The sequence below is a fragment of the Paenibacillus pinihumi DSM 23905 = JCM 16419 genome, from assembly GCF_000422505.1.
GTDB lineage: Bacteria > Bacillota > Bacilli > Paenibacillales > Paenibacillaceae > Paenibacillus_D > Paenibacillus_D pinihumi.
Window position 1 is genome coordinate 24,169 of the sequence record NZ_AULX01000023.1, and the last position, 13,479, is coordinate 37,647.

The window sequence follows — 13,479 nt, forward strand, 5'->3', positions numbered from 1 at the left end:
CGGTTAATTTATCGTTAAGTTCTCGTTAATAACTCCGGCGCTGTCGTAAACACGCTCATAAGCGTACTCTCTCGCACACCTGCCGACATGTACGAACTGGTCCCCGTCATCAATACGCCACACCTCGTCACCTCGGCAGTATTCGCACGAAGACACGGTAGGAACCTCCGCAGGGTCACGAAGCATCCGCTGCGGTAGTGAAAACTGTTCGATCAAACGTAATGGATAGTTCTACCCAACGTTTAGCTGCCGTTTGTTCGTTTGCCCAATACTCCGTCTTACACTCGTTCTCTAGCATATACACGCGGGGGATTTCACCGTTGTCCGCCCACACACCAACGATATAGTCAGCCTCGGCGCGGTCGTATGCGGTCCCATCACCTTTCTTCGCATAGATAACGAGTTCGGGGCGGTTCCCTTTTTCACGGTCGGCCCGGCGGCGGATCGTTTTAATCTGTACCTTCGTGGCACGCCCGTTAACTGGGTCCGTCGCCAACACGTCGTACGCCTCGTCCGTTACCGACTCATGAATCGTCCAGCCTGCCGCCATCAAAGCGGCCTTTGCGATAAGTTCGGAATACTTTCCGGTAATTTCCGTTACATGTGCCGTAGTCATCGTCTCCTTTACGTAGTAATTCCGTAAGCAAGGCGGAGATGAACCGCCCGCTCGCGGTTAGAACAGGGCCGTATCTGGTACGGGAGCAGACTCGTCAATCGGCGGGGCTTCCGGTTCGGCGGCCGTGTTGGCTCCGATGCTCAATCCGAGACGACCGATATCAAATCCGGCAATGACGAGATTCTTCGTCTGTTCCTCCCTGTTCGCGACAAACAAACACGTTTCAAACTCGGACAGCTCGAATGGCTTAACGCTGTCTACGCCAGACAACGCCGCCTGCTCATCGGCGGATAAGTCACGAGTAACCTTGAGAATCGGCGATAGAGACACGATAGTTCCAGTTCCCGACCCTTTTTTCGTAAGTTTGAACGCTAATTCTCCGAGGTCTTCTGCGTTTTCCGCAATCGTATCCTTGACGACCGCCTCTTGTGCGGAAGACAGGTCGACCACAATGTACCTTTTCGTAGTCAAATCGTAAAACGCACGGAGATTTCGTTTACTACCACGATACAGCCGTGCTTCCTTACGTAGCTCTTCATCCAACGCCGCATTACCCGCATCTTTGGCGGCTCTGGCGTCAGCGTAAATCAAGTCCGCAGCTTGATCCCATACCGAAGGGTTCCCGGTCACATAACCGTTTCTGTTACGTTCGGCGGGCTTTTCGGGAACGAAAGTGTTTACCTTCCCGAAAATGCCATACCCGTAATACTCGGCTACATCGTTAATGGAACGGACAACTACGCGGTACTCAGACCCATTTTTGAAGGGCACTATCGGGCTGTTTTTTCCATTACTGTTATCGTTCGTAGCCTCTGCTGCTTCTGCGCCCATTTTCGAAAAAATTGACATTCAATCACGCATCCTTTACGTATAGTTTTGTCGGGAATCAGACGCACGCTCTACCGGTTCGTGACCGATACGTTTTTACATGCGATCCTCCGCCCGCAGCCGGACCCTAACGGAGTGTTCCCGGTAAGATACGGCTGCCGACGGAGGGACTTTCGTCCCATTCGGCTATAGATACGGAATTAACCCTTTCGCAATCTCCGATTTCTCTTTACGGACGGCCGCGAGTTGCCGATCCAGCTCCGCGATTCTTTCACTCAGTTCCCGCACACGGCTCGTGTTTGCCCGTAGAACCGCTTTACTTGGCGTAACCAACATCCGATAATTACATTTCGCAACCTCGATCGCCAACTTCGCCTTCTCTACGTTGACCGCACGCTCGGTAACGGCTTCCTTACGCTCAAACTTCGTAAGTTCTGACATGATTAACTTTCGGACCCGCTGTGATAGGTCTGACGGAGCGTAATGTCGGGAATAAACAGTAACAACGCGATCAACTTCGATATTTAATAGGTAAGCCACACGCTGGAAAGTGAACAACCGTACGAGACTTCCGTCTTCTCCGAGAACTGTTGATACATAGCGGGACTTTTTAACGTTATCGCGGACCCACTGTTCCGCCTTCGTCTTTTCTACGCCAAACCTTTCGATTACACGATCAACTGCGTGCTGGCTTACGGTTACCTTCCCGGTAAAGTTGTACGGAGTCATCCGAGCCGCACCCCTTTCAGCGAACCGCGCCGATGGAGCGCCGACATAAGAGTCGAGCCAACTTGCGGGTTATTACGGAGTGTTTCGCTATCTTCGTAACTGTCTTCGCGAATAATCGTAGTTGATTCGATGATTGAACGCCATTTATCGGATTTTTCCGTGGATTTCGTAATTTTTTGCATAATTAAACAGGCCTCCCGTGGTAAATTCGTTGACAAAGCAGGCAAACGCACATTATAATAGGAAACGAGACAAGTTGTAATACAATGATTACCAATGCGTCAAAACATACATAACGTGTATAATGGTAGTATCGTAAGCATTTGCGAGCTTTCCTAACGTAATGCCTAATCGTTAGGTCCTCGCAGGTTATACGCCGTATTGCTATTAAATGTAATATTCGCGTATAATGAGAAGTGGAACGGTTGGCGGCCGGGTAACTGACCGCCGGTGTTTCGAAGTTAAACGATAAGATAATCGCGATAGTCACCAAAACGATTCGCGTCGTAATTACGTGCTAATCTGCGGAGCTTACGTTTAACAACCTCGTGGTGAAGTCCTAGCGCTTTGGCGAGCGCCGTGATGGATGGGTACTGCGGAAACCGTGATACAATTAGTTTTGTGTCAGGGTCGACCTGGGAAGGGTCACTATTTACAAGGAAGTCGATCAGTTGGCGCTGGTCGGCTTCTTTTTTTCTCAATACAGTATCTTCTATATTGATTTCGTCCGATAATTCTAACGTTGGCGCGTCTTCATTATCTCTATCGTAAGGTTTATCTAAAACTAACAAGAACCTTCGATAATGTGTTTTTTCTCCTCTCCTCATCAAATCAGTCGCTTTGTTTCTTAATAACTTTGAAATCCAACCATCTAAAGAAGGGCTCTTGTCTATATCGTAGTTGTCGACTGCAACCCATAACACTTCTGATAAGTGACTGTAAAATTCCTCCTCTGGAACTTTGCTCTTCATGCTATAAACCTTTGACATAGCCTTTATTCTTTTTTTATAGAGGGGGTATATTTCATCCAAACAAGGCCTCATATTTTCAACTCCTTTTTGTCTTATACATGTTAATACGACATCTGCTTAGTGTTTCGCACACTTTTGCGGAAATTTATGCTAAAATAATTTTGAACCTTTGTTTTCCGGAGGCGCAACGATGGGAAAGTAATCGTCCGCAGCCTTATTCCCGACCTTTTAGACGAGCGCGGGTGGTCGCAGCGGGATCTCGCAATTAAAGCGGACGTGAACGAAAAGACTCTGTCCAGATTTACGCGAGACTATTCCAAAGACATGCCGCTGCGTATCGCTATCCCTGTTTCGGATGCGCTTGGAGTCCACCCACGTGACCTCGTCTTATGGGCCGATGAATAAGCGCTCGGCCGACGGAAGTTCTCACATCTGAGAACTTCGTTTATTTACTTCCTATTTCCAAACAATTCCTTTACCACTTCCAATTTAAGTTGTCAAGGTAAATTCACTGAATTGGAATCGTGCAGACTGCTTATCGTAATAAGTGGTATAATTATCTATTACTATTAAACCACAATTTACCTAATCAGTCTTGCATTTTCCGGTATTCAGGATAAACCATTTAATATATTAAATAGAACTTGACTTTCTCGCAAATAGATGCTTTCCGGTACGTTTGACCGGAACGGTTTGGATACCGGCACCTTCCGTACGCCCTCCCCGAAATCAATCAAATGATGCTTCGGATCGTACGATACCGCCTTCGCCATGTTCACCAAATAGCCGCGCTCCACCTTTACGTAGCCGAGTTTCTCTGCGTATCTCTGTTGCTCCTCCAGCGTAGAAATCTGTTTGAACTGGCCTTCCTGCGTCTGAAAATGCAGTATCCCGTCGTATACACAAACGTATAATACGTCCTCCACCTCATCAATCTCGACCAATTCGAACTCTGTCCGGCTTATCTTTTTAACAACAGTAATTTTCGTCATTAGTCCTCCTTTTCCGGACCTCTCAACTCCGCCGGAATCTCTGGTTTATGGATAAATACATACGACCCCATCAGCACAAACAACGATGACACCCCGATTAAAGCTGCGGCAACTACTTTATAAAACTTCTTCTTCATATTTTACGCCTCTCTTTTCCTAGCGGTAATAGCACCGCTTGTATTATATATGTCATCGCCAGGACATCCGATAAGATTACGAAATTAACCGCCACGAGTCCGGTAGATACAATTTTGAGCAGCGGATAATACCGTTTTGGCATCCTAGCGTATTTGTCATAGTTGGAAGGAGCGAAGAGGGCGAAAGAGATTACGGAAAGAATCGTCATAATTTTAATCGCAACGATAGAAAACGCTAGATGCGGAAGTATCGATAGCAACACCGTAGATACGACGATACATAGGTATCCCGCTTTTAGATGGTATCCTCCGGAAAGGTATCGGATCACTCCGAACGAGACGATTGCCAGCGCCGCCCGCCCGAACTCTCCCGTTATCATTCCGACCAACAACGCGCCACCCGCGATAGTCACCGTATTCACAATGATTTGCAGCGCGTAGTAGATCACCGCCGTCGACGGGGCCGTTACGCCGTTGTCCTCGATACGCTGCCGGAGTCCGTCCGCATACTTATATAGCATCCTCATACTCCTTTCGTAGGGCCACGTATAGGTAGGCCGGAATGGTCACGGCAAATACCGCACAGGCCGATATTACATAAGCATCGAAGTTATTGCCGAGCAAGTACGCGAGTGTGGCCGCAAGCATAACCGTAGCTAGAATTATTACGAGTATCAGCACGTTTGACCGGTTGAATCTCGTGTATGTACGGCGGGAGGTCGGCACAAAGTTAAACCCTCCGCCTAGTTGAACGATTGCGTAAGCGATGGCAATTTCGATAAGTGACGATAATACCTGCACGCCGGACCCGAGCAGCACGGAGCCTTTTACCACGTCGGCCGTTACCCCGCCGAAAAACTGGAATGCGAGAAGCGCGAGTCCTTGAACGACGACCACTATCGCGAATCCGGCGAAATTCATTACGATAGAGTAAAAGAACGGTACTTGGAACAATATCCATAGTACGATGATATAAAGCGCGAGTTGGATAAACGATGACATCTCACCGATTTGCGGAATGGCCCGCGTAAAGTATGAAACCTGGCTCATCATGAGCGATACGGTTAAAACGGTGACCGCGAGCCGCTTCGTAATCCGAAACCGGAAAAGTGCGAACATGAAGGCGAAGACCGCCACGTACTCCAATACAGATGCTCCCGTAAATAATAAGTAATCCACGTCGATTACGCCCCTAACATTATTTTTATCTCTCTTAATGTATGGCGTCGGATTACGTATCGGGCGACCTGATCGACGCTACTCTCGGTCGCGGCTTTATTTACGTCTTTATAGCGGCTGTTAACGGTCGCCACCGATACCTTTACGTCGCCGCGCAGCTCTTCGATTATAGCCCGCTGCCACTTTCGGCCCGCCGCATCGTTATCTCGGATCACAATTAATTCCTCGACTGGACTCCGGCGGATCAAATCGGCTTTGTACCGGTTAAACGCGGAACCCATCGTAGCTACCGCAGGGAAGCCCGCCGTCATTACGGTCATGGCGTCAATCTCGGCTTCGACGATCACGGCCCGTTTACATTCTCTCCGGTAGATTACGTCGAGGCCGAATAATAACTCTCGGATCGGGCGGCCTCCCCGTTCGTACCAGAATAGTTTCGTATCGACCCTCCGGTATTTCACGTTAGCTAATGTCCCATCGCCGCTAAATATCGGGATAGTAACTGCTTTACGTGATTTATCGTAACCAATCCGGCACAATCGCTGTACGGCTTCGGATATCTTCCGACCGCCAAGATACGGTGACCGGAATTTGAATGGGTCCAATATCGAAATGTCCAGCGGCTTGAATACGGTGGCTTCGGTCGATAACTTTGGTATCCGCAGCGCCGGTAAATCAGATCCCGACTCATCCTCGCCGTACTTTAACCGGAGATATTCGCCAGCCTCATCGTATCCAATCCCGTTGAGCCTGGCGATAAGCTCCGTGAGTGCCCCGGTTTCGCCCGTACCTCTGTCGCCCCAATATCCAGCCCGCGCGGTCGCCGTGTCCTCGTAATATATGTAAAAGGACGGGTCGTCATCGCGGCGAAACGGGGAGCATGCGAGCAGGTACGAGGCAGTCCAGGTTGCACGGTGCCATTCGTAGGCTTCGAGTTCGGCGCGGACGTCTACGTTCAAAGGCGATCACTCCTCTTTGTTTAGTTTTAAGCGGCGTAACCTAACGTTATAGAAATCCTCAAGTTCTGAAGACAACGTCTCGACTTCGGAGTAAGTTAGTGTTGGCTCGCTAGCAAAAATCCAATCAGAAGTCACCTTTTTAAAATCATCACGAGTCTCTTTCTCTGCCACATAACTAGCTCTTGCTTCTTTTACTGATTCCGAGTAGAAATTAAGTAAAATATAATATTCAAGAACGTGCTTATTAACAATATCATGCACTTCTTCTTCGGGGAGTCTCATCGCTTTTAGAAGTTTCAAAAATGTATCATTAGTAAGCTCACTATCTCCCCGCTCAATCTTGCTTATCTGCGAAGGACTGATTCCTGACAAAGAGGACAGTTCATTAAGGGTTAGTCCTCTCTGCTTTCTTTTTTCTCTGATTAATTCTCCTGTCATTTTATCCTCCAAAGAAACTATTTTATTTCTTATGAGGATATAATACATCTATTTTTATCGTTTGTAAACATTTCCTTTTTTCACGAAGTGATAATTTTAAAAAATCCCAACAAATTGACCCGTCTCAGCCCCGCCAGTATCCACCAACTCCCGTACAATCCCGTAATTAGGAAGATAAATCAGCTCGACACGAGTATCCTCACCGCCAGACCTTCCCTTCCCAAGTTCAATGATCCCGCGGCCTTCTTCGTTAATGGTATCAATCCCAAACGTTACGGCTGCGTCCTCAAGTACAGCTTTCGTCTTCTTGATCTCGGCACGTTTCGGCGGTTTCAGCTCCCGGACTCCATCATCTCCCTTTTCGGCCGCATTTTCGTCAGCCTGAGTTATCACGTGAATGACTGAACCGGTCTTACCGGCAAGCTTACGGATACGCTTACTCGTTGCAGCCACATCGCCGCCCGCAGTCTTAGACGTATTGGACTCAAACTCCATATAGTAAATCGGATCGATTACGACGACATCTGCCTTTGTTTCGAGAATATCCGCCTCAAGCTGTCTTATCGAGTTGTCCGAAAAGTCCGCTTCGTCGATCGCCCGAAGGATAATCCGCCCAGGTATTACGTCATTCAACGTAGTCACGAACTCCTCCAACCCCCGTTCAAAATCCTCTGGAAGGCGGCCCATAAGCATCGCCAGGTTATCGAAGCCCGCCGTATAATCAACGCCTGCAACGGTAGCCGTAGCAACGCCGCTCCGTGCGGAGATGGACGAATAAGCCCGCGCCATCCATTCAAATGTAGACATCTCCAGCGCCCAAATTAGTACGACCGCGCCATGGAAAGCGGATTCAATCGCCTCTTCCATTGTAATCACTGACTTACCTCGTCCCGGCCTCGCATACCACGTATACATATTTCCGGAGAGGTATCCGCCAGTCTTAACGTTAATGGTCGGAAATTTTGACGGCCATATTTTAAATGATCGGCCTTCTTTACGGGAACGGTACTCGGTCATGAAACGTTCCCCGGATAAGGTTATATCGTTCCCGATAGGAACATTCGTTCTTACTCCGATTTTAATACTTTCAAGCCGATCCTGCAACGACGAAATTAATTCGTCCGCCCGCATCGTCTCATACATACCGCCGACCTCTTTATTAATCAACTCCGCAAACTGCCGCTTACCATACGAATCCTTTAGCTCGCGGGCCAGAAACGTAAACTCGTCAGTCACGTCCGGGATGTACATTACGTCCGGATTTTCGGCTGCAAATGTGGCGTAAGATGGCGTGCGGCCCCCGTTTGTATCTGCGTAACCAAAAACGTAATCGACTGCGCTTTTTTCCGCTGCGGTCACGAAATGTTCCCGCGTAATTCCGCAACGGGTGAATGCGGAAAGGTCGCCGGAGTCGATAACCTTACTCAAAAACTGTTGCCCGTAACTGGACATTGTTTCTTCACCTCCGTAGTTTACTTTAGCTATGCCAAATCTTTCAAACCGCAAATTCGGTGATTTTCGTTTATTCTGCTGGTGAAGTTAATATAAATGATTGATTGTCGAAGTATGTCGAATCTTTACATTATGTCCATATAGTATTATTATTTCCGCAAAGTCCATATATTTCGCTTGTCAAGTACGTGCGTCGAGTCTGTGGATGAAATTCCGAACTTCGTAAATCTCCCGAATACTCCCGTTTTCTCACGTTTAAACTTTTCGCATCCCGCGGTGACTCTCGCCCTTGAACGTGAACTCCATACAGAGGTCACGTATCCGATCCGCGAGCCGCCGCTCACCGAAAACCGTATGCAGCTCATCCAACGGAACGTTGCTCGTATACACCGTAGGAAGCCCCGCCGTCACCCTCGCATTGATTACGGAATGCAGATCAGCCCGGAATCCCTCCGTCGGCTCCCGGACGCCGATATCGTCCAACACAGCGAATGGAACGGTCATTGCTCGTTGTCTCGCGGCATAGTAACGGGCGGCAGCAGGCTCCGCGATATGCTCCGGTACCCGCGGCCGGTTGAACTCGTTATAATCCGTCTGCCAACCGTTGATATCAAGAAAGTACGCTGGCCGCTCGACAGGTTGCTGTCCTCGGCGGAGAGAACCTACGTAATGGACTGTGATCCATTCGGAGAGCAGCGCGGCCGCCGTCGTTGTTTTACCGGTTCCTGGCGTGCGGCTATACAGGTATAACGACTTGATCGGCTCGGGCTTTGTTTCGTCACCGAATTGCCGCGTGAAAGTCCGCACGTATACTGATAGGCTGCCATATATCTCGGACTGCTCCGTGCGTGCCGGGCTATTGTCTAACGTAACCAGCAGATACGCCGCCGGTAAATTCCCGTTCCCGATCCGGCCGCCCTCTCCGTTATGCCCGTGCATGGCGATATACGAGCCGCAGAGCGTAGAACATTTCGGGCCTTCCCGTAGTGTACAGAGCCGAGCCAGAACGCATTTATCCGCATGACTCAATGTACCGCCTCCCTCAACTTAGCGATAACTGCCGCCAAACATACCGCATCAGCCAACGAATTCGACTTGCCTTGATGATATACTTCGAACGGAGTCTCCCCGCATTCCGGGAAGTCTTCATCGTCTGATTGGCCGAATGAGGCGACATACTCCGAACTGTCCTCGTAACGATAAATAAACAACTCACCAGGCACGGCGTTGAGTACATCCGAAAAATTCTCGCTTGTGTAATCCGGAATGGACTCCACGCCACAAACCCCGTTCTCCCAGGCGTATATAGCGTCATTCACACGGTCCTTGCTCCATCCGAATACGACCTCCGCCACCCAAGCGTTACGTTGATGCCGTTTCATCGTATGCCACTTCGCTACAATCTCCTCCGTATACACGTCTCATCCTCCTTTTATTCTTACTGTATCTATTTAAGCGATTCTGGTAAACTTCGACTAATCGTGAACAACGATATATTGAGTAGCCGCTGTGCATTGTCCGAAGACAGCGATCCCTTTCATGTATGCTTCCTGAGCGTCCGAAGCACGAACAAATCCTAAGATGAGTTCTCCCCGTTTAATCGCGTAAATATCTTCCGGTAAATATGCGCCACTTTTCACACCGCAACCCTCCGTTTCATTTCGTCACTTCTACGGAAATAATTTCGTAACCAAATCCGTCTCAATCGTTCATTGCCGCGCTCCCTCGCAATATCCGCCAAATCTAACAGCAGACTATTCGGACGGCCGACGTAATCAATCGCTAACTTCACACCGTTCTCTCCCTTACGTTATTTATCGTAACAAATACCGGCGCAAAAAGGATTTCGTATAAAATCTTAATTGCGCACAGATCCGGCGGTTTCTGTGACGATTCCGTGAACATTTGCGGATTTCCATGTCCATTCGCCTTTAATCTCCGAGTCGGTAACCGCAACGTTCCGGCAGCTCACGGCATATCGGCCAAGCTTCGTAATTGGCGCTAAATCACCGGCTTTTAACCGTCGTCCTTTGTTGCTTACGATTACCCCTCCGGAAGCAGCCAACGCCTGAATTGCCGCTGTCATCCCGCTTAAAACCACGTATTTACCGCCTCATAGTCCGGCTTTGATTCGGTTACGGCTTCGGCCGTCAAATCCGCCTTAATCTTCGGAACCATCCGGTTAATCAAGTAACTAACCGCGAACCCGGCGGTTAAATACGGATACTCCCTCGTCGGTTTGTACGTATGGAAACACTCGTCAAATGCTCGTCGTAAAACCTCTGAACCATGCTCCGTCAATGCCCGCTTGATCATGCCGGACTCGGCCGACCAATTCCGCATAGGAAGATATTCGGCCGCGGGCAGTCCGTAATGGTCCTCGTTCATGTCCCGGAAATACTCCGTAATCGTAATCGTATTCCAGTGTCCGATTGATAGGTTCCGCCAGTCGCGGCGCTGCTCGGCTGTGATACGAGGGCTGACCGATTTCTTCGGCTTTTTCGCTACCATTCGCATTCACCTTCCGTTTGTGGTGTCATACTCTTTATGTGATAACCAGGCGAACCGCCGAAAGTCTTCCCGTAAGTTACGCAATACTTCGTACCTTTTACGGCGAGTTTATCCAGGCTAGAGCTGATTATCAGTTTAATTTCGCTCCCATCCGTTGTGCCTAATACTGCAATTTCCGAGTTGCTCCAGCCCTCCAGCGGCTCAGTACGAAGATATTCTGCACTTAATTTTCGAGACTCCGTTCCGCAACCGGCCAAGACTACCGCAACGATTAACGACATTGACAGTATTTGGTTTAATCTACGCAGAGTCTTCGGTGTTTTCGTCATAGCTACGTCCCGTCCTCTCTTCGTACCCTTTTATCGCTAAATATCGTTTGTAGGCCGCCTGCGCCGATTTTGTTTGCGAAATTGATGCGCCGACACGAACACACTCCGCAACAAATTCGAGGTCGGTATCGCGACACGGGACGCCCGTCGTATATAGACGCCAATGTACCAGCTCGTGAAGCAACGTTTTTAATACCTCTTCTCGCGGACGCGACGCATTCATACTCGTACACATTTGTATCATTGTACGGGCTGGATCGCTCGCCCAACGAAGGAACATACCGTGGGTACGTTTCCATCTACGGTTCGTCAAATTGAGAGTACCCGTAAACGGCACGCCCCAGTGACGCAGGGACATTTCGTTAGCAGCCGCGCGGAGTTCGTCTAACGAGAGATTGCCGTTATCTTGCGTCATTTGCCGATGCCTCCTTTGCAAGTCTCTGTAACTCCGCAATCATTCGTTTGTCTGACGTGAAGTTCTCCGGCTTGAATGTTGCTATTCGGTGTACAACTGCCTCCAGCTCCGCAATCCTGTCCAAAGCGGCAGGCCATCCGGTGCGGGCTTCGGCAATGAACGTGGCATTTTCGTCACCGCCCTCGACGCCTCCGTACGCTAAAGGTCCGCGCTCACCTACGTAAAAATCATCAGGAATTTCTACGTAACTTCCGTCTGCCGTCCAAGGTCCCTCCGTCGCCGCTTCGCAAATCGCCCGATCCGCTGCGAAATTACGAACCGAAACTATAGGCTTTTCTGTCATGCCAGCGCCTCCCTTTTCGTCCAGTCGTCGTACTGCTCGAATCTCCGCTCTTCGATGTCAGCGGCACACTCTTCGCACAACACGTCACCATCGCCAAGCATCGTATACTGAGCGCCTTTATCAATACGATTCTCGCAATGACCGCAGACTACGACTACGTATTCGCCATCGTTAAGAAGTTTCGGAGCCTCTTCGTAGATTTCGGCACAACCGATATCGTCGGTATACCCTTTAACCCCGTGGACATATTGTTCAATCCCATCGAGAATACGAGCTATTGCGTACATTCGAACACCTCCGGAAACAACGGACTCACCGTCTTCACAATAATCTCCCGCAGCCGCACCGTCTCGGCCGTATACTCCGAAAGCAGCTCGACCAACGTCGTGGCCTCCGTCGTCCCGTTAACCTCCCGCAGCAGGGCGATTTCCACCGCGGAAATAAGGCCGCCGCGCGTCAAGGGGTACCAACCTATATCCCGCCACGTCTCGCGGCTAATTGGCGGGGATTTTGCGGGATCAGGCTTGTATCCGGGAGCCTTCGTTGGGTCTACGGTATGCTTACGTTGCAGCACGAAGTTGTGGTCGTCGGCGGAAAGAGCGTATGACTTCGTAATAGGGATCGATTTCAATTCGTAGCACCTCCGAAAATAGTATCGATAATTGCTTGCCGTAATTCATCGGTTACTGGCGACCCTGCCGCGTGCTTATGACCGCCACCGCCGCGGCTCTTAGCGAAAAGTCCCACGTCGGTCCGGCCGTCTGCGCTCCGATAACTTACGCTGCGTGCCGGATCAATCATCGCGACGAAATCGATATCGGCCCGCTCCATGACGATGTAGCTGCCGACTTCCGATTGATACCGGTCCGCGAAAACGATGCCTACCGTATACCCGCCGATTTGCTTTACGGTGACCTGGTGGAGTTTCGACTCTTTGTAGCGGTCGATCCGCTCACGCTCAATATCGAGCAGCATTCGTTCAGACTCCGTAAGTGTAACGGACAAATCGGCCACGAAACGTTCCAAGAACCGATCACGCCCGATAAGCCAGAACAAATCGTTAAGGTCCTTCGCGGCCGTATCGCCAGTCTTCGTCCAGTCCCAGGTATCGTAGGAGCGGACGGCAGCGATAAACGGCTCAATCTCCGAGATAAAGTCTCCCTCCGTTCGCCAGTAAAGCATGTGTGCCCCGGATTGCTTAACGGTGCTATCCGAGTGATACTCGTACACCTCCACAAGTACAGTGGCCCATTCATATCGATTAAGCCATTCGGCAGTCGCGTGATGGTCAAGCAGCCTCCATTTACGTGCCGTAAGCGAGTTATCCGCGTCAATATGCTCGGCTACTTCTTCGTTTACGCTAATATCCGTAATGAAAACCTCGTCATAAAGTCCGAGTTGTCCTGGATCGTCCAGGAACGCTGCCACCTTTTCGTTCACGTTGGGGTAATCGCAATATTCGATATCGACCGCGGTTCCGAATGCGTGCCACGCCACTACTGCGCAGCCTACTCCGTCCAGGTCCGTATGTGTAAACAGTTTAATTCGGGACATTTAACGTCCTCCTTCGGGGGTTTTAA

At 49.7% G+C, this 13,479-nt stretch carries 24 protein-coding genes; 1 reads left to right on the forward strand and 23 read right to left on the reverse strand.

Features of this window, described 5'->3' with window-relative positions:
- Positions 1-3: 3 nt before the first annotated feature.
- The 6 genes from H583_RS36520 to H583_RS35175 form a co-directional block, all read right to left on the reverse strand.
- Entirely contained in the window at positions 4-156 is a 153-nt protein-coding gene (locus H583_RS36520) for a hypothetical protein (RefSeq protein ID WP_154665821.1), read from the reverse strand.
- 19 nt (positions 157-175) lie between these two features.
- Positions 176-616, reverse strand: a complete 441-nt coding sequence (locus H583_RS0106840) for a hypothetical protein (protein ID WP_036708770.1) — start codon at positions 614-616, stop codon at positions 176-178.
- A gap of 57 nt (positions 617-673) precedes the next feature.
- Positions 674-1,465 (reverse strand): hypothetical protein, encoded by a 792-nt coding sequence (locus tag H583_RS0106845; RefSeq protein ID WP_028559814.1) that lies wholly within the window; start codon positions 1,463-1,465, stop codon positions 674-676.
- A gap of 165 nt (positions 1,466-1,630) precedes the next feature.
- Positions 1,631-2,173 carry a hypothetical protein gene (locus tag H583_RS0106850; RefSeq protein ID WP_028559815.1) on the reverse strand — a complete coding sequence of 181 codons (543 nt, stop codon included), beginning with the start codon at positions 2,171-2,173 and terminating at the stop codon, positions 1,631-1,633.
- On the reverse strand, positions 2,170-2,355 hold the full coding sequence (locus H583_RS0106855; protein ID WP_028559816.1) for a hypothetical protein: 186 nt from the start codon (positions 2,353-2,355) through the stop codon (positions 2,170-2,172). Before H583_RS0106855 ends, H583_RS0106850 begins: the two co-directional genes overlap by 4 nt.
- Before the next feature lie 279 nt (positions 2,356-2,634).
- Positions 2,635-3,204 (reverse strand): hypothetical protein, encoded by a 570-nt coding sequence (locus H583_RS35175; RefSeq protein ID WP_154665822.1) that lies wholly within the window; start codon positions 3,202-3,204, stop codon positions 2,635-2,637.
- Between the two features lie 156 nt (positions 3,205-3,360).
- Here H583_RS35175 and H583_RS38090 point away from each other — a divergent pair, with 156 nt between their 5' ends.
- Complete coding sequence (locus H583_RS38090; protein WP_425414505.1) at positions 3,361-3,549, forward strand: helix-turn-helix domain-containing protein; 189 nt, start codon at positions 3,361-3,363, stop codon at positions 3,547-3,549.
- A gap of 206 nt (positions 3,550-3,755) precedes the next feature.
- On the opposite strand, the gene H583_RS0106865 is transcribed toward H583_RS38090, so the two are convergent.
- The 17 genes from H583_RS0106865 to H583_RS0106955 form a co-directional block, all read right to left on the reverse strand.
- The gene (locus H583_RS0106865; protein WP_028559817.1) at positions 3,756-4,136 is read right to left on the reverse strand and encodes a LytTR family transcriptional regulator DNA-binding domain-containing protein; all 381 of its coding nucleotides are present in this window, start codon (positions 4,134-4,136) and stop codon (positions 3,756-3,758) included.
- Positions 4,136-4,273 carry a cyclic lactone autoinducer peptide gene (locus H583_RS35985; RefSeq protein WP_081667028.1) on the reverse strand — a complete coding sequence of 46 codons (138 nt, stop codon included), beginning with the start codon at positions 4,271-4,273 and terminating at the stop codon, positions 4,136-4,138. The genes H583_RS0106865 and H583_RS35985 overlap by 1 nt, the downstream gene beginning before the upstream one ends.
- Positions 4,270-4,794, reverse strand: coding sequence for an accessory gene regulator B family protein (locus H583_RS0106875; RefSeq protein WP_028559818.1), 525 nt, complete (start codon positions 4,792-4,794; stop codon positions 4,270-4,272). The genes H583_RS35985 and H583_RS0106875 overlap by 4 nt, the downstream gene beginning before the upstream one ends.
- On the reverse strand, positions 4,784-5,452 hold the full coding sequence (locus tag H583_RS0106880) for a hypothetical protein (protein WP_154665823.1): 669 nt from the start codon (positions 5,450-5,452) through the stop codon (positions 4,784-4,786). The genes H583_RS0106875 and H583_RS0106880 overlap by 11 nt, the downstream gene beginning before the upstream one ends.
- A 5-nt stretch (positions 5,453-5,457) precedes the next feature.
- A complete protein-coding gene (locus tag H583_RS0106885; protein ID WP_028559820.1) occupies positions 5,458-6,411 on the reverse strand; it encodes a toprim domain-containing protein in 954 nt (317 codons plus the stop codon).
- A 6-nt stretch (positions 6,412-6,417) separates the two neighbouring features.
- On the reverse strand, positions 6,418-6,849 hold the full coding sequence (locus tag H583_RS0106890; protein ID WP_028559821.1) for a helix-turn-helix domain-containing protein: 432 nt from the start codon (positions 6,847-6,849) through the stop codon (positions 6,418-6,420).
- 96 nt (positions 6,850-6,945) lie between these two features.
- Positions 6,946-8,301, reverse strand: a complete 1,356-nt coding sequence (locus H583_RS0106895; protein WP_028559822.1) for a DnaB-like helicase C-terminal domain-containing protein — start codon at positions 8,299-8,301, stop codon at positions 6,946-6,948.
- A gap of 255 nt (positions 8,302-8,556) precedes the next feature.
- The gene (locus H583_RS0106900; protein WP_028559823.1) at positions 8,557-9,330 is read right to left on the reverse strand and encodes an ATP-binding protein; all 774 of its coding nucleotides are present in this window, start codon (positions 9,328-9,330) and stop codon (positions 8,557-8,559) included.
- Positions 9,327-9,719, reverse strand: a complete 393-nt coding sequence (locus H583_RS0106905; protein ID WP_028559824.1) for a hypothetical protein — start codon at positions 9,717-9,719, stop codon at positions 9,327-9,329. Before H583_RS0106905 ends, H583_RS0106900 begins: the two co-directional genes overlap by 4 nt.
- Before the next feature lie 218 nt (positions 9,720-9,937).
- A complete protein-coding gene (locus tag H583_RS36530) occupies positions 9,938-10,093 on the reverse strand; it encodes a hypothetical protein (protein ID WP_154665824.1) in 156 nt (51 codons plus the stop codon).
- Between the two features lie 66 nt (positions 10,094-10,159).
- Positions 10,160-10,402 (reverse strand): hypothetical protein, encoded by a 243-nt coding sequence (locus H583_RS0106920; protein ID WP_028559825.1) that lies wholly within the window; start codon positions 10,400-10,402, stop codon positions 10,160-10,162.
- Positions 10,393-10,812, reverse strand: coding sequence for a protein-tyrosine phosphatase family protein (locus H583_RS32175; RefSeq protein WP_051236125.1), 420 nt, complete (start codon positions 10,810-10,812; stop codon positions 10,393-10,395). Before H583_RS32175 ends, H583_RS0106920 begins: the two co-directional genes overlap by 10 nt.
- 300 nt (positions 10,813-11,112) lie before the next feature.
- The gene (locus H583_RS0106935) at positions 11,113-11,556 is read right to left on the reverse strand and encodes a hypothetical protein (RefSeq protein ID WP_036708774.1); all 444 of its coding nucleotides are present in this window, start codon (positions 11,554-11,556) and stop codon (positions 11,113-11,115) included.
- Positions 11,543-11,899, reverse strand: coding sequence for a hypothetical protein (locus H583_RS0106940; RefSeq protein WP_028559828.1), 357 nt, complete (start codon positions 11,897-11,899; stop codon positions 11,543-11,545). Before H583_RS0106940 ends, H583_RS0106935 begins: the two co-directional genes overlap by 14 nt.
- Entirely contained in the window at positions 11,896-12,186 is a 291-nt protein-coding gene (locus tag H583_RS0106945) for a hypothetical protein (RefSeq protein WP_028559829.1), read from the reverse strand. Before H583_RS0106945 ends, H583_RS0106940 begins: the two co-directional genes overlap by 4 nt.
- On the reverse strand, positions 12,174-12,530 hold the full coding sequence (locus tag H583_RS0106950) for a hypothetical protein (protein WP_028559830.1): 357 nt from the start codon (positions 12,528-12,530) through the stop codon (positions 12,174-12,176). Before H583_RS0106950 ends, H583_RS0106945 begins: the two co-directional genes overlap by 13 nt.
- On the reverse strand, positions 12,527-13,453 hold the full coding sequence (locus H583_RS0106955; protein WP_028559831.1) for a DHH family phosphoesterase: 927 nt from the start codon (positions 13,451-13,453) through the stop codon (positions 12,527-12,529). Before H583_RS0106955 ends, H583_RS0106950 begins: the two co-directional genes overlap by 4 nt.
- Positions 13,454-13,479 lie beyond the last annotated feature (26 nt).

What these genes read in the sequence shown, in the direction of transcription:
- H583_RS0106840 (WP_036708770.1), bottom strand. Translation starts at nt 616, where the DNA reads ATGACTACGGCACATGTAACGGAAATTACCGGAAAGTATTCCGAACTT.
- H583_RS0106845 (WP_028559814.1), bottom strand. Translation starts at nt 1,465, where the DNA reads ATGTCAATTTTTTCGAAAATGGGCGCAGAAGCAGCAGAGGCTACGAAC.
- H583_RS0106850 (WP_028559815.1), bottom strand. Translation starts at nt 2,173, where the DNA reads ATGACTCCGTACAACTTTACCGGGAAGGTAACCGTAAGCCAGCACGCA.
- H583_RS0106855 (WP_028559816.1), bottom strand. Translation starts at nt 2,355, where the DNA reads ATGCAAAAAATTACGAAATCCACGGAAAAATCCGATAAATGGCGTTCA.
- H583_RS0106865 (WP_028559817.1), bottom strand. Translation starts at nt 4,136, where the DNA reads ATGACGAAAATTACTGTTGTTAAAAAGATAAGCCGGACAGAGTTCGAA.
- H583_RS35985 (WP_081667028.1), bottom strand. Translation starts at nt 4,273, where the DNA reads ATGAAGAAGAAGTTTTATAAAGTAGTTGCCGCAGCTTTAATCGGGGTG.
- H583_RS0106875 (WP_028559818.1), bottom strand. Translation starts at nt 4,794, where the DNA reads ATGCTATATAAGTATGCGGACGGACTCCGGCAGCGTATCGAGGACAAC.
- H583_RS0106890 (WP_028559821.1), bottom strand. Translation starts at nt 6,849, where the DNA reads ATGACAGGAGAATTAATCAGAGAAAAAAGAAAGCAGAGAGGACTAACC.
- H583_RS0106895 (WP_028559822.1), bottom strand. Translation starts at nt 8,301, where the DNA reads ATGTCCAGTTACGGGCAACAGTTTTTGAGTAAGGTTATCGACTCCGGC.
- H583_RS32175 (WP_051236125.1), bottom strand. Translation starts at nt 10,812, where the DNA reads ATGGTAGCGAAAAAGCCGAAGAAATCGGTCAGCCCTCGTATCACAGCC.
- H583_RS0106935 (WP_036708774.1), bottom strand. Translation starts at nt 11,556, where the DNA reads ATGACGCAAGATAACGGCAATCTCTCGTTAGACGAACTCCGCGCGGCT.
- H583_RS0106940 (WP_028559828.1), bottom strand. Translation starts at nt 11,899, where the DNA reads ATGACAGAAAAGCCTATAGTTTCGGTTCGTAATTTCGCAGCGGATCGG.
- H583_RS0106945 (WP_028559829.1), bottom strand. Translation starts at nt 12,186, where the DNA reads ATGTACGCAATAGCTCGTATTCTCGATGGGATTGAACAATATGTCCAC.
- H583_RS0106955 (WP_028559831.1), bottom strand. Translation starts at nt 13,453, where the DNA reads ATGTCCCGAATTAAACTGTTTACACATACGGACCTGGACGGAGTAGGC.